The sequence below is a fragment of the Flavobacterium sinopsychrotolerans genome (genome assembly GCF_900110375.1).
Classification (GTDB): domain Bacteria; phylum Bacteroidota; class Bacteroidia; order Flavobacteriales; family Flavobacteriaceae; genus Flavobacterium; species Flavobacterium sinopsychrotolerans.
In genome coordinates this window covers 620,390-639,723 of record NZ_FODN01000002.1, presented here as the reverse complement: position 1 = coordinate 639,723, position 19,334 = coordinate 620,390, and the positions used below count along the sequence as shown (strand labels likewise).

Annotated in this window: 13 protein-coding genes; 3 read left to right on the top strand and 10 right to left on the bottom strand. The window is 34.6% G+C overall.

Features of this window, described 5'->3' with window-relative positions; genetic code table 11:
- From BMX64_RS06890 to BMX64_RS06840, 10 genes are all read right to left on the bottom strand, one after another.
- Positions 1 to 307 (bottom strand): DinB family protein (locus BMX64_RS06890; RefSeq protein WP_143056061.1); only part of this gene is annotated, 307 nt, incomplete at its 3' end.
- 9 nt (positions 308 to 316) lie between these two features.
- A complete protein-coding gene (locus BMX64_RS06885; protein ID WP_091168959.1) occupies positions 317 to 622 on the bottom strand; it encodes an NIPSNAP family protein in 306 nt (101 codons plus the stop codon).
- Between the two features lie 533 nt (positions 623 to 1,155).
- Positions 1,156 to 2,427, bottom strand: coding sequence for an amidohydrolase family protein (locus BMX64_RS06880; protein ID WP_091168955.1), 1,272 nt, complete (start codon positions 2,425 to 2,427; stop codon positions 1,156 to 1,158).
- Between the two features lie 187 nt (positions 2,428 to 2,614).
- A complete protein-coding gene (locus BMX64_RS06875; RefSeq protein WP_091168952.1) occupies positions 2,615 to 3,778 on the bottom strand; it encodes a leucine-rich repeat domain-containing protein in 1,164 nt (387 codons plus the stop codon).
- Positions 3,779 to 3,982: 204 nt separating this feature from the next.
- Entirely contained in the window at positions 3,983 to 4,666 is a 684-nt protein-coding gene (locus tag BMX64_RS06870; RefSeq protein ID WP_091169085.1) for a DUF4166 domain-containing protein, read from the bottom strand.
- Positions 4,666 to 5,568 (bottom strand): DoxX-like family protein, encoded by a 903-nt coding sequence (locus BMX64_RS06865; protein ID WP_091168949.1) that lies wholly within the window; start codon positions 5,566 to 5,568, stop codon positions 4,666 to 4,668. Before BMX64_RS06865 ends, BMX64_RS06870 begins: the two co-directional genes overlap by 1 nt.
- Before the next feature lie 364 nt (positions 5,569 to 5,932).
- On the bottom strand, positions 5,933 to 7,153 hold the full coding sequence (locus BMX64_RS06860; protein WP_091168944.1) for a toll/interleukin-1 receptor domain-containing protein: 1,221 nt from the start codon (positions 7,151 to 7,153) through the stop codon (positions 5,933 to 5,935).
- A gap of 593 nt (positions 7,154 to 7,746) precedes the next feature.
- Complete coding sequence (locus BMX64_RS06850) at positions 7,747 to 8,352, bottom strand: hypothetical protein (RefSeq protein WP_091168937.1); 606 nt, start codon at positions 8,350 to 8,352, stop codon at positions 7,747 to 7,749.
- 2 nt (positions 8,353 to 8,354) lie between these two features.
- A complete protein-coding gene (locus tag BMX64_RS06845) occupies positions 8,355 to 9,332 on the bottom strand; it encodes a hypothetical protein (protein WP_091168934.1) in 978 nt (325 codons plus the stop codon).
- A gap of 285 nt (positions 9,333 to 9,617) precedes the next feature.
- Positions 9,618 to 10,124: a helix-turn-helix domain-containing protein gene (locus tag BMX64_RS06840; protein ID WP_091168929.1), complete on the bottom strand. Its 507-nt coding sequence runs from the start codon at positions 10,122 to 10,124 to the stop codon at positions 9,618 to 9,620.
- A 2,060-nt stretch (positions 10,125 to 12,184) separates the two neighbouring features.
- Between BMX64_RS06840 and BMX64_RS06830 the strand changes: the two genes are divergently transcribed.
- The 3 genes from BMX64_RS06830 to BMX64_RS06820 are packed head-to-tail and all read left to right on the top strand — an operon-like array spanning position 12,185 to position 19,309.
- The gene (locus BMX64_RS06830) at positions 12,185 to 15,220 is read left to right on the top strand and encodes a SusC/RagA family TonB-linked outer membrane protein (protein WP_091168921.1); all 3,036 of its coding nucleotides are present in this window, start codon (positions 12,185 to 12,187) and stop codon (positions 15,218 to 15,220) included.
- 16 nt (positions 15,221 to 15,236) lie between these two features.
- A complete protein-coding gene (locus BMX64_RS06825; RefSeq protein WP_244273256.1) occupies positions 15,237 to 16,664 on the top strand; it encodes a RagB/SusD family nutrient uptake outer membrane protein in 1,428 nt (475 codons plus the stop codon).
- An 11-nt stretch (positions 16,665 to 16,675) separates the two neighbouring features.
- The gene (locus BMX64_RS06820; RefSeq protein ID WP_091168918.1) at positions 16,676 to 19,309 is read left to right on the top strand and encodes a S9 family peptidase; all 2,634 of its coding nucleotides are present in this window, start codon (positions 16,676 to 16,678) and stop codon (positions 19,307 to 19,309) included.
- Positions 19,310 to 19,334: the final 25 nt, after the last annotated feature.

Sequence of the window (19,334 nt, the reverse complement as noted above, 5' to 3'; positions counted from 1 at the left end):
CATTAATATTTGCAGCGTACAGATTTTCGTCCATTCCGTGTAATGGCGTGTCTGCATCTCCTCTTGCACAAACAAAGGCTCTAAACGCAAAGGCTCTTTCAGTGTCAATAATATGCATTAAGACTTCTTTAACCGTCCATTTATCTTCTGCATACTTGTGATTTAATAACTCTTTTGGAACATTATTGAAAAATTCTATTAAGAATTTTGCGTTTTCATCCAAAACGTCAAAAAAACTACCTTTATCAACTAGGTCAATATAGTACTGAAAATAAGATTTATATTCTGAAATTTCTGGTCTTTGCATTGTTTATTTTTAATTTAAAACAGGTCTTAAAAACGTACCTTCATAACTTAATATACACTTAGATTGTTCTCCAAGTTTAAAGGCTTCGATACACTCCTTGTCTGTCAATATTGATTTTCTATAACTTTCATATTCGGCTAAACTAGGAAACGAAAATAAGGCATACGGAATATTGTTAGCTCCTTCGCTTGGTAAAAAATAACCATGATGTTGTCCACCGAAACGATTTACTAAATCTATCCAAAGTTTGCCATATTGTTCAAATAGTGAAACTAGGTAAGGGTCAATAGTGTATTTTAAATGACAAGTTATCATAATTGTTTATTATTTGGTTAAACTCGATGGTCTTTTTAGTATAACGCCCAACTTGTATATATATCTGATAGCGTCCGACATATCTACCCAAAATTGGGTTGCTATGTCTGACAAACGTCAGTATTTATTGTTTTGCTAATGTATAGTTTTTTTATTACAAATTATCAAAACAAATAATTACACCTCATCTCAGCATCTTTCTACCTCTTCCTCCTACTCTTCCAATTACCATTTTTATCACAATCACTCCTAAGCTCATAAATCTTCGATAAAAGGTAAAGACCTAAAAATCAGACTACACTTAGCTCTATTCTTATCTACCATTCTGAGCATTCTGGTTAGGTACCACACGAAAGGATTCGTGCGATAGCTGGGGCAATGGCCTCTTGAAATTCTTCTTACACATTTATCGAAAAACCCATAAGGGATGGATGTAGAGCGGTTCTCCCGAAAAAGCGGGACAGGCTGTTCAACACAGCTTTCATTGTTCATGCTATGCACGCAACGAAGCTTAGCTGTTAGCAGATGGAGATTTATAATTTACTCAAAAGTTCCTTTTTAAGATAAATTTTTCCATCAATAATTGTCATTTCAACTGTTCTAATATTTCTTATATCTTCTAATGGATTTTTTTCAAGAATTATTAAGTCGGCAGATTTGCCTATTTCAATTGTTCCCCAAATTTTATCTTCATTAAAGAATATTGCGGGTGTTATTGTGGCTGATTTTAGAATTGTTAAATTATCAATACCTGCCTTAGACCAATTATACATTTCTTCATACATATTAAATCCATTCATTTGAAAACTATTACCAGCATCACTTCCTAAAAGTAATAAACAATTATTTTCACTTAGTTTTTTTAGTATTTTTTGTTTGTATGCAAAAGTTGGCAAGTATTTTTCTTTACTTAGTAAAACTTTATCAATTCCTTCTTTTTCCATACCCTTATTATATTCGATTTCCCATTTATCCAAATATTTCTTAGGGGCATTTGAATAGACAAGCCTATTTTTGTACTCGTCTGGATATTGTAAATCTTTTGCCATTATATCCCAATCTAAAGTAGGACAATTAAAAACACCGCTCTTTTTAGTCAGTTCGATTGTTTTTGACAATTCAACTTCGTCTGTTATTTGTTCATATCCAGCTAAATGTTCAATGCTTTTAAAGCCTGATTTTAATACTTTTTCCATTTTTATTCCACCTGGATAATGCCCACAAACAATTACATTATTTTTATTTGCGGATTTCATTAAATTATCGAATACTTCTTCACTTGCAACACTGAATAATTTGATAAAATTAATTTCATTTTTTTTGATTTCAGTCATTAAACTGTCAAACTGGATTTCAGTATATTTTATATCGCGTCTAATAATATGACTATAATGTAATTTTGGAGAAATAGTATTTTGACTATTTTTCAATCGCTCTTTAAGTGGTAATTGAGGTGTTTTTGTATTCATTATTCTTAAATGCGTAACTCCAGCTGCGACATTTTCAATTAGTAAAGTATCTACTTTACTTTCAATTGGTAAATGACTATGCATTTCAGATAAACCGGGCATTATATATTTACCTTTTCCTTGAATTATTTTTGCATTCTTGTTTATAGATAATTTTTTGAAATCATCAATTTTTACTATTTTTCCGTTTTGGATTAATATGCTTTTGTTGTTAAGAATATCTGAACTTTTCATAGTTAGTATATCTATATCCTTAATAATTAAGTCATTACTATTCTGTGCGTTAACTTTCAAAAATATTAAGGAACATAATAAAATTGTTAATCTAATTTTCATATTGTGGTTGTTTAATTATTTACGTTTTTTGGTTCTCTATCTGCGAACGTTTGGCCGCTTGGCGATGTGGCGGATTAAGGAAGCCTAGACTTTCGGTTAATAACTACTTTTCCAAGTACAAAACCATCTTTAAATTAAGCCTAAACCCGCTATATTGCCAAACGGTGGTTGGCCGATGGTTTCTGTACTAAAAACAATTTGTATTAGCAACACAATTATATCCAAGTTTTTGTATTTCATTTTGTATGTCTGCTAATTCTGATTGATCACAACATATTGAAGATAGATTTGGATTTTCTCCGATTGAATAGTTTGAAAATGCATTTCCATTTTTGATAATTAAAGATTGTAAACTATTCTTATAGCAATTAAAATATAGTAGTTGTTTAGAATTTCTTATGTCTAATGTTGTCAACGTATTAAAGGAACAATCTAAATTTAATAGTCCAATTAAATCATCTAGCAAAAGAGATTTTAAGTTATTACTAGGACATTGTAATGAATTTAATTTAGCACATTTATCTAAATATAAGTAATCTAATTTATTATGATTACACGTTAAATAAAAAAGGTTGATGCAACCAGAAACATTCAAAGTCTTTAATTGATTTGACTGACATTGTAAATCTATTAATTTTTTTAGATTACTAGCATCAAGTGAAGTTAGTGAGTTGTAAGAAATTAATAAATATTCTAAATTTGTCAAATGACTTATGGAGAGTTTTGTTATTAAATTATTATAACCTCTTAAGTCTTTTATATTATTTGAATTACTAAGATTTAATTCACTTATTTTATTATAATAAAATTCTACTGTTTCAAGTGACCTTAAGGAGCTTAAATTTAAAGATGTCAATTGATTATAGTAACACCAAAGAACTTTGAAATTATTTAATCCTTGAATATTTAAAGTCTTAATTCTATTGTTATCGCAATATAAATTTTCAAGATTTTTCAAGCTGGAGACATCCAAACCCTCAATTTGATTACCTCTACAAGATAAAGTTTTAAGATTTCTAAATGAAGTTACACCTTCCATTGAAGATATATTTGAATTATCAACTTTTAGATAGCTAACATTTTCTGCTTCGCACACTTGTATTATTCCGTCATCATTCGTATCAACTTTAATAACGATTCCATCTAAATTTGCGGCTATACTATTTGTACTAGTTGATGATAAAATTTTTTGTCTAAAATTTTCATCAGCAATATTTACAATTTGAGTACAATTTGGATCGGAAATAATGATTCCAGAATCGGAATTTTGTATATTATCTGAATTTGAACAACTGATTGAAAATAGTGTTAATAAAGTAAATAAGTAGAAAAAAGTTTTTTTAATATTCATATGTTATAGTTTATCCTATTTTTTTTGATTAGTTCGGTGTGAAATCTCTGCTAACGTTTTGCAGCTACACGCAGGTGGGGATTTTTAGCATTGAGCTTCATTAAAAGTACAGAACTTTGTTTTAGCACTTCACTTTCATAGATGCACTGAACCCCCACTTGCGTGTAGGTGCTGTTATAGGGCGTTTTTCTCTTCATTTTCATTTTATTCTCTTATTTCTTCCCTTACTGGCATAACGTCTTTTGGAATGTCCACTTTTGAATTTACCGTTATGTATTCAGTCTCAAATGTTCCTTCATAGCCGAATAATTTACCCCAAGTTTTGTTACTTACCACTACGGAAATTTTAAATTTCTGCTCTTTATCGTCATACCATTCACAAACGTTCGCTTCACCTGAAAACAGCATTGGAAATTTAAAACCTAAAAAACCTTCATAAAATCTTTGTTCACCTGACCGTAATTTTATACCACCGTTTTCCGCCACAGTCATTTCAATGTCAACTGCAAGATGTTGATGTGTGCCCAAGTAGTCAACAATTCGATTTCTTTGTTCGCTGTAAATCATTGTTGCGTCAAATCTTCTTACTCGCTTTGGGAATTGATATTTACGAACCCAAGTAACGGTTTCTCTTCCAAATTTGTCTTTATAGGCGTAGTTTTCAATTGTAAATGGAATTTCGTTTCCTTTCTGCGGAAACATAATGTTTCGAAAAGTTCCAATATATAGAAACGGAAATGTATATACTTTTCCATACCAAATCTTTTGCATAACTCCTTTTCCAATTGAGGCAATTTTGTCATTGCTGGTGAAGCCAAAACGCTTTTGAATCTGTGGATGAAGTTTGTCAAAGTCCGAACCTAAAGCTTGTTGGTATATTGATTTCATTATTTCTGTTTTGTGATACAATTGGAAGCCTTTGGTAAATAGCTGAAATTCAAAATTGCTATTATCGAAAGAGCTATCATTGATATGTTTAGCGAAAATGGATTAAATGGAAGTGTAAAAATCATCAAGTCGCTAAAAATTGCTCCGACTGTGAGAAGACACAATCCTAATATATTTAAATACTGAAGAGCTTTTCTCTGAATGAAAATCAATGCTACCCCAAAAGCAATTTCTGCAATTCCTATGATGTTCAAAATATTTTCTTCGTTTCCATTAAATAACCCTGATTGTCTTAATATTTCAATTTCCCCCGTGTCAGTAAAAAGTATTTTTGGAATTAGTCCCTGATAAATCCAAATGATTCCTAAAGTTAAATTCACAAGCAAAACAGATATTTGAGCATTTAAAGCTTGCTTTGGGTGAAGTCCTTTTTCAATCCAATTTTTCAGGCAATCAAAACTCCAAGCAGTTGCCCAAATCATTAACGGTCTGAAAATAATTTTGTCAATCAGTTTTCCGAAAAGTCCCCAACGTGTTTCATAGTCATAGCCTGTAAAAAACTTTATCCCATCTGCTTCTGGAACATATTTCCAATAGCCTGAACCTTGTTTGATTAATGAAATTTTGCTGTCTGATGAAAATTTTAAAACTGATGTGCTTTCCCCGTTGTCTTTGGTTTTAGTTGCAACACTTTCTCCGATTCCATCAACCTTAATTCCAAAGCCAACTTTTGTTGAGTATAGAAATTTTTCAGGGTCTGTCGGGTCATTTTTTGGTAAGTATTCAATCTCTGTGAAACGTAAGTCCCATTGTTGATGAATGGACGGTTCTTGCGTATTTGTCCACAGTGTATCAAAGTCACATTTTATTTTTGTTTCAATATATAGAGGTCGTCTTTTCAATTGGTTGTCGTCTGTTTAAAATGCCCTATAACTTGTATATATATCTGATAGCGTCCGACATATCTAACCAAAATTGGGTTGCTATGTCTGACAAACGTCAGTATTTATCGTTTTGCTAATGTATAGTTTTTTTATTACAAATTTTCAAAACAAATAAATACACCTCATCTCAGCATCTTTCTACCTCTTCCTCCTACTCTTCCAATTACCATTTTTATCACAATTAGTCCTAAGCTCATAAATCTTCGATAAAAGGTAAAGACCTAAAAATCAAACTACAATTAGCTCTATTCTTATCTACCATTCTGAGCAATCGGGTTAAGTACCACACGAAAGGATTCGTGCGGTAGCGGGAAACAGTCTTCTATTTTTCTATTTCATTAATATTTCGTAAGCCAATCATTCTTATGACTAGATATGACCACATTAAATCATAAAGCCAAAAATCCACTAGTGTTCCTGACTCTTGAAATAATACAGTAATCATGTAGCCACCGCCTAAAAACGGGTATGGAGGTGAAATCATATATTCTTCATTGAAAAAATCTGCTTTAAAATCAATTTCATAATCTTGTGGTTTCCTCTCAAGATAAGTTAGATTTTTTCGCGCTCTGATTTCTTCAATAGTTGCAGCGATTATTGGTTCACATGCAATGGCGGAATGTTCTTCGCAATATGCGATAGCGTAAGCTGTACCCATTTTGAAATCTGCATATTCTTTATCAGGTGTTGCTCTCCATAAAGCTATGGTAAGAAACTTATTATCGATTTTATAAAATGCATATGAAGTAAATGGATTCGGTAAACCCCAGTTTAAAGGATTTCCTAATTTGGCCTTGATTTCCGCAAAGCTTTCTTCAAGGAATATACCGTTTACCTCATAATCGAAACTAATTCCTGACGGTTGCCGCTTTGCTAAAACCCCATCAACCTTGTCCCAATGCTTATTATAAATAACCTCTAGTCCATGACTCCAATATGTTTCTATTAAAGCGTCCTTTGTGTCAGGCTTTCCTAAAATTTTATGTACTTGTGCTCGGGACAATCCTAATCCCAAAACATCAGTCATTGTTTTTATTTTTGAAATAGGTTTTGCATCCGTAAAGTTTGGTTTTTTGCCTAGAGGTGGCTTTGGATTCAGCGGCTCATCATATATGTTCTTTAAAAGTTCAATATACTTTCTCTCAAACTCACCGTCAGCTCTAACATCTAAATAAAGAAAGGATTGAAGGAAAGTAGGTATACTTGACTCAATATCACCGGCTCGGAGAATAGGGAGAAACTTCGTGTTAGTAGAAATTGTTTTTGCAAATTCCGTACTTATTATTTGATATTCATATCCCACACCCGAAATTCGATTGTCTGCTTTAATTTTATAGTCTGGAGTCATAATCAAGAGAACTTTCGATGCTTTTGAAATTTGCTCCATAAAATAATTATTGTTTGATCCTAACTTTAAATCATATTGATCAAAGATTACGTCAACACCATCTGAGCTAAGTCTATTTGCTAAATAAAGTGTCCATATCTTATGGAGTTCATTGTCCCAAGAATAGTGGATAAAAATTTTAGGATTATGATTCATTAATTTTTAGGTATTAACTCAATAACATTGCCCACAACTTCATTTCGTCTAAAAATCTCTAAACGCACTTTATTTTGTTACCGAGAAAGTAAATATATGGGATTTAAACTACAATTAAGATTCTTTCTGTAAAAAGTTGCTTGATGGTTATTAAAAGAAAACAATTCGTGAAAAGCACTAAAAATGGCTGTTATATCCTCAAAATGCAATGCCAATAATTTTATATACTGTTTTTACTAGATTTTGATCCATCAAAGTAAAAAATCAATTGCAGATTGTAGGGTGAAAAATCAATCATTATTTGCTCATTGTTATGGGCACAGTTTAGAAAACTGCCTAACGATTGGGGTATATCTGCTAGGTCGGGCTCTTTTGCACAAAAGTCAAGAAAAACACTCAAAAAACCAAGCTTAAAACTACTCCAAAAAAAGAGGACACTAAATCCTCTTGATATTCTCTCTCAAAACTTTACGAAAACTCCATATTACCTGCCAGTGAACGGTTCTCCCGAAAAAGCGGGACAGGCTGTTCAACAGGAGTTTCATTGTTCGTGCTGCGCACGCAAGGAATCTCTAGCTGTTGTAGGCTTGTTTTTATTTAATTTTACTGAACTCATAGAGCATAAATTCATATAAATTTGTTACAGCTCGAAATATAAAAAATAGAAAGTTCAAAAGATAATTTACTAATAATATGCGGTAAAAAATTATTAAAATTAATAAAAACGTTGTTAGTAAATCTAATTGTTTGATATCTTCTATTATTTTAAATTTAGTTAAGTCTAATTCTATTAAACTTGGAAAAAACGAGTTTAAAATGACGAAAAAAATTGAAAAAAGTGCAACTAAAATGGAATATGACAAAGAATACATAAAAAGCTTTAGATAATTTTTTATCTGTTTTCTTTTTGTTTCATCAAGTTTTGTTTCATTCTCTTTAGGTTCTAAATCTTTAAATTTGTCTGGAATTTTTATTAAAACTCCAAACATTAATCCTGAAAAAAGTGATAACAACATTACTATCACTTTTGGGTCTTCCATTAATTTGTCTTGGTTGATATATACAATTAAACAACTAATAATTGGAATAATTATTTTGACAAAAATGTAAGCATAACTCCATTTTTCTTCCTCACCATTAATATTTGTGTATAATGATTTTTTAGCATTAATTTTTATATTTTTTATGTTTAAAAACATAATTATATTTCTTTTACTTTAGGTTGTTCGGATAATATTCCCTCTAATATTCCATCGCAATATTTTTTTAACTCATCAAAATCAGGAACACCAAATTGGCTTATAGGAATTTTTCCTTTTAAATATATTCGAGGCATTATATCTCCTGCACCATCCATTTCAAATGTTGCTGTTTTTTTATTATTTTTTAGAACTACATTTTTTTTATCAAAATTATCTAACCCAATGCCATTAAAGCTTTTTTTCAAAAATGGTTGAACTAGTGTATCTAGTAAAGACATTTGTATTTTGCTTTTAATGGGAGTAATTTTTATTTCAATTTTATAACTTTCATTTATAGACATAAAACTCGCAGATTTTTCAATTTCCGTAGATAAAACAGTTTCGGTAAATTTCAATTCTTTAACTTTAGCGGAGCTTTTGAATTCATCTTTTATTGATTGAGGAATGAAGACGTCATAATTGGGCATATTATAATCTGTTTCATTTTTGTATATTTCTTTAAAAACGAAGCTCATAAATTCTTCTCTAATGTTATCTTGTTGATAAATTTGAAACATAATATATCCATTACTATCATTCAATGGTGCATAAATGTAAAAGAAATATTTATCATTAATTACGTCACCGTCCAACGAATTTGAATTGGTTTTATTTTTTAATTTACGTCTAGTTTTTCCTTCGCCCATTTGTCCGCCTTCCAAAACTCCATATATAATATTTTTTGGTGCGCTAAAACTAGTTTGATTATTTTCATTAATAAGTGTAAAAGCTTTGTTTCTTACAACTTTATATTCACTATCTAAAATTGAAATCATATGCTTGAAGAAACTTAAATATAATTTTGTGTTTTCTATATTTGTAGGTTCATCTGTTCTTTTTATAAATAAATCTCTAAAAGAATTCGTTCCTTTATATGACTTTCTCGGACTCAAATTGAATTTAAAAACTTCTAATCTGACACTTTCTGGTTTATTCATCTTTTAATTTTTGGTTTGCTTTTTCAGTTTTTTATTCGGAATTTTGAGATAAACTAGCCTACAACTAGTATATAACATAAACTAGTAACATTTTTTTAAAGTTTTACCACAACTCATGCTATATATCCTAGTTCGTAAATAAAGGTTTTTTTAACTATTGTTACAATACCCACTTTTAGTGATATACTGAACAATTTATCAACCATTAAAGTTTACGATAACTTTCTACATTCTCTAATAGTTCTTCTCGCGATCAGTATAATGAAAAATAATAAAAGCTACATATTAACCCTTCAGGTAAAGATTCTTACTCCCTTTTTTCTCTTTCCTTAAAATACTGTCTTCGACCAGATTCCTCATAACTCCAGCAATCTCAGTTGATTTAACTGTGTTGGCAATTTCATTTATTCTGATTAGTTCATCCCTTACTTCAGATGTTGTTTTACCAGCACCTAAAAAAGAAGTATTTACAATGTTCTTACGAATTTTCGCTGTCAATTTGGTAGCTTGTTTCCGCAAGGCAGATAATTCTTTCAGAGGCTCTAATTTAATTTCAAAATCAATTAAAGTCTCAAACGGGTACTCAACAGCTTTTGCATACTCAACATAATTGTCAATATCTTTTGCTTCTCCTTTTTCAATTTTTATAATAGTACTTTTAGATATGTTCGTCATTTCAACTATGTCTAAAATTGAAAAACATTTCATAAGTCTATTTTCCTTAAGTTTCATCCCAAGTTTTAATCTATATATTGACGCGTTATTTTCCTTTTTTTCAAATTTATGAGTCATTTTAATTACTTGTTTTAATGTTATTTGGTGTTTATGTCGAAACTAATTTGCATTATTGAAATAATTTCTTATATTTGTATTAGCGAATTGATAATTAGCCTTTTTGGCATAATTAAAACGATGTTTTCTCGAGTCAAAACGACCAATTTTACTATCGAGAGTATCGTGAAGTCGCTCCATGTCAAAAAGTTTCCTACTTTTGCAAACGGCATGCGAGCGGTTCTCACGTAAGCTTTAGATAGTAACTTTATAGTCGAAAGATTATAAAGATGGGTTTGGTCGCCCTTGACTCTAAAGTGTGAGGCCGCTCCTTGCTTTTTTTGCAAGTATTCTTCATATCCGAAATACATCGTTTCATAACCATAAACCTATAAATTATGAAACCGATTTTTTTATGTACAACCGTTACCCTACCACCTTAACTACCTGTTAAAAGCAAGCTGCCTTCTGTTATCCCAAAACTGAAACAAACATTGTGTAAGGATAGAAAAACACCGGGAAGTAGTCTTATCAGAGACACTTCACCCATCAGGACTTTAATACTGATGTGTTTAACTCTACCTTGAAATGTATAAAGGGAATTATATAAAATAATAATCCTCTTATATACCTAACCTCAAACCTAAAATGCTTTTGGCACCTAGATTTAAGCTTTTCCTCTTTAAACTCGCACTTTAAAAGTATTGTCTTTATTTCTATTTTCCAAATGGTATGTTATAATTTTTAGAGTTTGTTTCAGAGAGGGGAACAAAAGGAGTTTTTTAAACCGAAAAACAAAATCATGTATTCATCAAAATACAAAATATTTTCTTAGTTGGAAGTATACACTTATGCCAAACGGCAACTAAAAATTGAAAGTAAAAACTTAAAAAACTCCTACGATTATATAAGTCATTTATAACTATAAACTCCTGCACCGAAAGGTCCTTTGAACAGAACACCCAGTTAATTTAATTTGAATTTGTTAATAAAAGGTGCAGGTTATTTTCAAATCCTAAAACTCATCTCCTATGATACACTAATAATAGTGAGGTTGCTTCATCCCTCGCAATGACAGACTAAAAAAAGGCCCTCCAACTTATTCCCGAAATAAGTATAGAGGACCGAAGCTAACAAAACTAACGTTTCAATTAACTATACCAATATTATGAATAAAATTTCATTAAACAAAGGGTTGGAAGCCGATCCTGAAAATCAACTTTCCTTTTTTATACCACCATTGCCCCAAAACTCAATGGGTATACAACCGATTTTATAACATACAAAATTGATACGATGAAATACTACAGACAAATAAAAGCTGTATTAATAGTAGCATTTATAGCACTTATATGCCTTTGGATTTATGGTCACTAATTTTCTTTTTTGCTTGATCAAAAAAGAAACAAAAAAATATTCAGGGGTTGTTATTGTTTTTTTTGTATTCATGAATCTTCGATTTCAAGTCTGCGCTCCCTCGTCGGTCAAATTGGTTTTCGAATACTAAAAGAGGCAGCACTCGCTACGCTCAAACAGCTTTTCTTTTTACGTATTTTTCAAACATTTGACGCTCGACTGCGGAAGCTAAGGACAATTGAATCCCTGAAACGACAGCAATTTAATATGTAATGAGTAATATTAAATATGAAATAAGTTAGAATATAGAACATACGTTTCATCAAAATACGCTCTCGTTAAAACCGCCCTTAGACTGTGGCAGCCGGGCACCCGTTTTTAGCAATTCTGAAAAAATCCAACACTGTTTGAGCGTAGCGAGTTTGTTGGATTTCAGAATTGATAAAATAGCGGGTCGACGAACAGTCCAGGCTAGCGTTTTTTGGTTCTTTTTTGGGCGATGCAAAAAAGAACAGAATAACAATTAAAATTCAACATGGATAAAAATAAATTAATGTTTAAGTCCTAACCACTAACAAAAGATCAACTATGACAGAATAAAATACCATCCCTAAAGACTTGATGACTTTAAGACTTATAAAAAAAAGGCCCTCTAACCCGTCAGCAAACTAGTATAGAGGACCATCGCTAACAAAACTAACGTTTCAATTAACTAACCCAATATTATGAAAAAAATTTCATTAAACAAGGGGAGATTGGCTTTTTGGTACCTGATTATTATCGGGTTCTCACTCAGCTACACCCCTGCTCAAGCAAGCACGATACTGAGGCAAAATCAGTACCAACAGCAACAAAACCAAATAAGCGGTACCATCACTGATGGTACTAATCCTTTACCCGGCGTGACAATTTCCATAAAAGGAAAAGCTACAACTGGAACTATCTCTGACTTTAATGGTCAATACAGGCTCACAGCATCACCTAACGATACTTTAGTGGTTGCTTTCTTGGGATTTAAAACTACTACAGTGTCCATAAGCGGTCGCAAAATAATAAATATCCAATTGCAGGAAGACATAACCACCTTGCAGGAAGTCCGCGTCAATGCTGGTTACTATTCCGTCAAAGAAAAAGAACGCACCGGAAGCATTGCCAGTATTACGGCCGCAACTATTGAAAAACAACCTGTAACGAACGTATTGGCTGCCATGCAAGGTCGTATGGCTGGGGTAAGCATTACACAAACCACAGGAGTGGCTGGTGGTGGATTCGACATTCAGATACGGGGACAAAATAGTCTTAGACCGGATGGAAACCGACCGCTATATATTATAAATGGTGTACCCTATGCCAGCGATCCTATTGGATTTAACGCCTCAGCTACAATTATGCCCACTTTAACAAGTCCGTTGAATAACTTGAATCCCGGGGATATTGAAAGCATAGAAGTGCTCAAAGATGCCGATGCCACCGCCATATATGGTTCCCGCGGCGCCAATGGAGTAGTACTCATTACCACTAAAAAAGGAAAGGCGGGCAAAACCTCCTATACTGCCCATTACTCCCATGGTTTTGGGAAAGTAACCCGTTTTATGGATTTAATGAATACAGATCAATACGTACAGATGCGAAAAGAAGCGTATGCCAATGATGGCTATACGAAGTATCCCGCTTCTGCATATGAAGTCAATGGTACTTGGGATCAAACCCGCAATACCAATTGGCAAAAAGAGCTTACAGGAGGGAGTTCGACTATCACGAACCTACAAACATCCGTTTCGGGTGGTGATGAGCAAACTCAGTTTATCATCAATGGAAATTATGGGAAGGAAACCACTGTTTTTCCTGGTGATTTTGGATATAAAAAAGGAAATGTCCGTATCAATCTCAACCATCTAGCTACTGATAAAAAGTTTGGAATTACTTTTTCGTCTGGATATACCGTACAAGACAATAATCAGCCCTCTACCGATCTTACCACTATTTCGAGAAAACTAGCGCCGAATGCCCCAGCACTATATGATACTGAAGGGCAGCTGAACTGGGAGAACAGTACTTGGGAAAACCCTTTGAGCAATCTAAACGGTAAATCGCTGAGCAAAACCTATGATTTTGTGGCCAATTCTATTTTATCCTATGCCTTGCCCTACCATTTAGAACTAAAATCTAGTTTTGGTTTTACTGACCTCAAACATACAGAGAGTAGTACTTTTCCATCGACCATTTATGATCCTGCTTACGGGCTGGACAGTGCGTTTTCGTCGATTTTTACTACTACGACTTCCCGTCAATCTTGGATTGTGGAGCCTCAACTCAATTGGCATACCGATATTGGTCGAGGGAAGATCGCAGTATTGGTGGGAAGTACTTTTAACCAGCTAACTGGTCAACAGCTTGTTTTGTCGGGTGAAGGATTTACCAGCAACAGTTTAATTTATGATTTGGCATCAGCCTCCACTGTTAGTATCATGAGTAGCGGTTCTACAGAATACAAATACCAAGCTTTTTTTGGACGAGCCAATTTTAGTTGGAAGGACCAATATTTTGTGAATGTTACGGGCAGAAGGGATGGTTCAAGCCGTTTTGGACCAGGTAATAAGTTTGCCAATTTTGGTGCCGTTGGTGCTGCCTGGCTCTTTTCGAAATCCTTTATAGACAACGGTAGTCCTTCTTTTTTAAGTTTTGGAAAACTACGTGCCAGTTATGGCACAACAGGAAATGACCAAATTGGGGATTACCAGTATTTAGATACCTACAGCTCATCAGGAAATCCGTACCAAGGAGTTGTTGGGCTGGAACCTACACGACTTTTTAATCCTGATTTTGGATGGGAAAGCAATAAAAAATTTGAGATAGCAACAGAACTCGGCTTATTTAATGACCGTATTTTCCTGACCGCTGGATGGTTTCGCAATACCTCATCAAGCCAGTTAGTGGGGATTCCCTTGCCTGGTACAACAGGATTTAACAGCATACAAGCTAATCTTGATGCTAGCGTACAGAATGACGGGATCGAATTGACCTTGCGAACCGTAAATTTTCAAAAGAAGAATTTTGGATGGAGTACAAATTTCAACATCAGTATTTTGAATAATAAACTGTTGCGATTTCCTGATTTAGAAAGCTCCACCTACTCCAACAAATACGTCATTGGATCTCCTTTAAACATCGTAAAAGTATATCATTTTACAGGACTTGACCCAGCAACAGGACTGTATCAGTTTGAAGATTTTAATGGGGATGGACAACTATCGGCAAAAGACGATAAGCAGTACCTAATAGACTTGAATCCTGAGTTTTATGGAGGGCTCCAAAACCAGTTACACTATAAAGGGATACAACTCGATTTTCTATTCCAGTTTGTCAAACAACTGAACTACAATTCAGCTTCAACTCTTGGCTTGCCAGGAAGCCGAAACAACCAAACTACTGATGTACTGGCGCGATGGCAAAATCCAGGTGATACAGGTCCTTTTCAGCAATACAGCACTGGAGCTAATGCTGCAGTTGCCAATGCTTATACTAAATATAGGGATAGTGATGCAACGATTACAGATGCTTCTTACATTCGATTGAAGAATGTGGCCTTGAGTTATCAGCTCCCTCCTAGCTGGTTAAAAGGTGTCGAGTGTAAACTCAATATTCAGGCACAAAACGTACTTACCCTGACTTCCTATCGAGGAGCTGACCCTGAATTTAAAACAAGAGGAGTTTTGCCTCCTTTGAAAATAATTACTACAGGCATCGAATTCATTTTTTAACCTTAAATCCACTGAAATGAAAAATCTATTTACTAAAAAAAGTCTTCTTATTAGGGTACCTGAAAAACAGATGCGTTCTCTTACATTAGTATTTTCTATGGCCTTATTCTTGTCACTTATAGCTTGCGAAAATTTTGTAGAAACTGAACTACCATCGTCACAGCTTGCCGCTGGTGACCTATTCGAAAGTCCAGCTACTGCTAACGCAGCTATGGTCGCTATTTATGCGCAATTGCGTAGTTCGACACTATTAACTGGATCCCCCCTTGGATTGTCGAATCAGTTGGGGCATTATGCAGACGAGCTCACTTTTTATGGCGATACTGAAAATTCAACCTTTGGATTTTACACCAACAGTCTGTTGGCATCCAACGATGCTGTTGCCGGATTGTGGACTAACAGTTACCATGTTATCTATACTACTAATGCGTTAATAGAGGGCGTTGCTGTCTCCAGTGACTTACCAAATGAAATAGGGCAACGGCTGACTGGAGAAGCCCTTTTTGTAAGGGCTCTAGTTCATTTCTATTTGGTCAATTTATATGGAAATATTCCCTATATCACCTCAACAGATTATAGGCAAAATAGAGCTGTAAGTCGCATGGCTGTAGCCGATGTATACGAATCGATAATTACTGACTTAAATCGTGCTGTTCCGTTGCTTCCCCAAGAAGACACAACTGGAGAGCGAGTCAGACCCAATCGCTATGCAGCTCAGGCTTTACTGGCAAGAACCTACTTGTATGCCGGATTATGGTCAGAGGCATCCAATGCCACTTCCGCTGTCCTTAACAATACCACGGATTATGCTATTGAAGACAATCTTAATTCTGTTTTTTTGAATAGCAGTCGCAGCACAATATGGCAATTTTCGCCTGCCTATTATGGCAATAGCACAGAAGAGGGTGGCCTCTTTATATTTACTGCAGGACCACCCCCTTTTACGGCTTTAAGTGATGCACTTATGGCCGATTTTGAGCCAATGGACCAGCGCAAAAATTACTGGACCAAGGCAGTATCTGATGGCACAACAAGTTGGTATCATGCTAATAAATACAAGGAAAATAATAGTACCGCTGTATCCTCGGAGTATTCCGTAATTTTTCGAATTGAAGAACAGTACCTCATTCGAGCCGAAGCACGAGCACGGGCTGGAGACCTTATTGGTGCGAAAGAAGATTTGAATGTGATTCGAAATCGAGCGGGGCTCGATTCGACCCAGGCTACTTCACAACAGCAGATTTTAGATGCTATTTTAAAAGAGAGACGCATAGAATTATTCACCGAACACGGACATCGTTTTTTTGATTTAAAACGATATGAAAAACTCAGTGAAGTTCTGGGAAGTAAAATTGGTTGGAACTCGACCGATGCATTGCTTCCTATTCCAGAAACCGAAATACTGCTGAACCCAAATCTTGCCCCCCAAAACACAGGCTACTAATAAAAGATATTATGAGAAATAAAAAAAGATATACGTTGATGGTCATTTACCGGTATTGCTGTCGAATGATTGTATTATTATTATTTTTGGTTTCCAACCTCTCCATAGGACAGACAAATGAGAAAAAGCCGTTGACTGCTGCTGATTACCAGTTGTGGGGAAAACTGGTGTCACAACAGCTTTCAGATAAAGGCCAATGGGTGAGCTATAGCGTAAATTATGAATCGCATCAAGACACCTTATTTGTGCGCAATACCCGGAATTTAAAGACCCATATTTTTCCGAAGGGTAAAAATGGAAAATTTAGCAAAGATGATTTTTTCGCCTATTTTCCTGCTGCAAATACTCTGGAACTGGTCGATTTAAAAACGAGTCAGCTAACTAAATTTGACAATGTTACGGACTTCCTTTTTACCACTGATAACCATTATCTTATTCTTAGCATCCGTGACGAAAAACAGCAAAAGATAGTGATTTGTAAAAATAATGGGCAAGTACTTAAAAGCTTCGATAGCGTGCTTTCTTATGCTTGGAGTACCGACCAGACTATGCTGGGCATTATCACAAAAAGTGCGAAAGGATCTGTTGCGGAATTAGTATTTATGCAGGAGCAATTCCCGCAATCAAAAATGGCACAGCGCCTCGAAGAAAACTTTGAAAAAATAGCGTGGAGCAAAAATAGTAAAGCTGTGAGTTTTTATAGCGTTTCTTTAGCTAATCCCTTAAAAACAACACTTTATCACTATAGTATTGCACTAAAGAAATTAGTGTCTTTTAATTCCAGCCATGTAACCTTTCCTAAAGCAATGCAATTGTCCACTGATTTACCTCCGGTGGTTTTATCGGATGATGGAGAAAGAGTATTTATGAAAATCTGTAAAAACGATCCAGCTGTAACAGCAACGGATACTGCTATGGTTTGGAAAACTACCGATCGTCTGCTGTATCCTGAAAGAAAGCAAATTACAAACACCTCTTTTTACGGACTATGGTGGCCAAAAAGCAATCGCTATATACAAATAACCGATACTATACTATCGACAATGATGCTCAATGGTAATAAAAAAGTAGCCCTTTTATTTGATGATGGAGCCTACCACCCCCAATTCAAAGACAATGGTGATGTAACTTCGTGGATACTTAATCTGGATACAGGTAAAAAGCAGCTTTTCCTGAAAAAGCATCCTAGTTTAGATTATCCTATACTTGCCTCCCCTGGTGGTGGCTATTTTAGTTATTTTAAGGATGGAAACTGGTGGGTATACAATATTGCCCAAGCCAAGCATATTAATATTACCCAAAACAGGTCTGTATTTTCAGAGCACCCTTATGTTGTGCAAGAAGATGCTGAACCTTTTGGACTTGTAGGCTGGAGTGCAAACGACGAATCATTGCTGGTATATGACCAATTTGATCTTTGGAAAATTACTCCCGATGGGAGTAAAGCCATTCGTTTAACTAGTGGCAAGGAAAACAATCTTGTTTATAGAATAGCGCTGCAAGAGCAAGCACAACGCAGTGCTTACAATTACAGCGGTTTGACCAGTGCCTGTTTCAATTTGGATGAAAAACTTTTTTTGCAGGTCCATAGTACCGATTTCAGAGCCAGTGGTTACTCTCTGTGGCAGCGTAATACCGGTTTACAATCAATCGCATTCGAAGAAAAGCAAATTAGTTATTTGATAAGTTCCAAAAAAGGAAACGCCTATGTCTATTGCGAAGAAACTTTTGAGCACTCCCCTGCACTGGTTTTTAAATCAGATGCTCGGGCACGACCGACTCTTGTTCATCAAAGCAATAGCCAACAACAAAAATATTTGTGGAGTACCGCGAAAAATATCGCCTATACTAACAGTTCAGGCATCCCTTTGCAAGGGGTACTATTTTATCCTGCGGGTTATGATCCGCAAAAAAAATACCCAATGGTAGTTCATATTTATGAGAAACAGTCGCAAGAATTACACTGGTATGTAAATCCTTCTCTACATAATAGAGTAGGATTTAATGTCCGTAATTTAACGGCTCAGGGCTATTTTGTACTGTATCCAGATATCGTTTACCAAGAAGGTCAGCCCGGACAATCGGCACTGGATTGCGTTTTGGCAGCCACCGATGCGGCGCTTTTGAAAGCGTCTATTTCATCTGACCATATAGGCCTTATCGGTCATTCTTTTGGTGGATACGAGACTAATTTCATCATTACGCATAGTAATAGATTTGCAGGGGCTGTATCAGGGGCCGGCATATCTGATTTCACTAGTTTTTATTTGCATATTAACGGTGCAACAGGCAAAGCGAATTACTTTCGTTTTGAACTACAGCAGTTCCGAATGGGAACCTCCTTATTTCAAAACAAACAGGGCTATTTTGATAATTCACCCGTGCTTGATGCTGCAAATGTGACTACGCCCCTTTTGTCTTGGTCAGGAGACACCGATCCACAAATACATTACTTACAAACTGTGCATTTTTACATGGCGTTAAGGAGACTGCAAAAGCCATGCACGATGTTACTCTATCCAAATGAAGGGCATGCATTAGCGGAGCGGATGAATCAACAGCATTTAACTCAACAGATTGAAAGGTGGTTTGACACTTATTTAAAGAAGGAGGGGCTAGCCGATATAAAGTTGCCAATTAATTGAAAATAAACCGATGTTAATTCCTAAA

What these genes read in the sequence shown, in the direction of transcription:
- BMX64_RS06845 (WP_091168934.1), bottom strand. Translation starts at nt 9,332, where the DNA reads ATGAATAAACCAGAAAGTGTCAGATTAGAAGTTTTTAAATTCAATTTG.
- BMX64_RS06820 (WP_091168918.1), top strand. Translation starts at nt 16,676, where the DNA reads ATGAGAAATAAAAAAAGATATACGTTGATGGTCATTTACCGGTATTGC.
- BMX64_RS06860 (WP_091168944.1), bottom strand. Translation starts at nt 7,153, where the DNA reads ATGAATCATAATCCTAAAATTTTTATCCACTATTCTTGGGACAATGAA.
- BMX64_RS06870 (WP_091169085.1), bottom strand. Translation starts at nt 4,666, where the DNA reads ATGAAATCAATATACCAACAAGCTTTAGGTTCGGACTTTGACAAACTT.
- BMX64_RS06885 (WP_091168959.1), bottom strand. Translation starts at nt 622, where the DNA reads ATGATAACTTGTCATTTAAAATACACTATTGACCCTTACCTAGTTTCA.
- BMX64_RS06875 (WP_091168952.1), bottom strand. Translation starts at nt 3,778, where the DNA reads ATGAATATTAAAAAAACTTTTTTCTACTTATTTACTTTATTAACACTA.
- BMX64_RS06850 (WP_091168937.1), bottom strand. Translation starts at nt 8,352, where the DNA reads ATGTTTTTAAACATAAAAAATATAAAAATTAATGCTAAAAAATCATTA.
- BMX64_RS06825 (WP_244273256.1), top strand. Translation starts at nt 15,237, where the DNA reads ATGAAAAATCTATTTACTAAAAAAAGTCTTCTTATTAGGGTACCTGAA.
- BMX64_RS06880 (WP_091168955.1), bottom strand. Translation starts at nt 2,427, where the DNA reads ATGAAAATTAGATTAACAATTTTATTATGTTCCTTAATATTTTTGAAA.
- BMX64_RS06840 (WP_091168929.1), bottom strand. Translation starts at nt 10,124, where the DNA reads ATGACTCATAAATTTGAAAAAAAGGAAAATAACGCGTCAATATATAGA.
- BMX64_RS06830 (WP_091168921.1), top strand. Translation starts at nt 12,185, where the DNA reads ATGAAAAAAATTTCATTAAACAAGGGGAGATTGGCTTTTTGGTACCTG.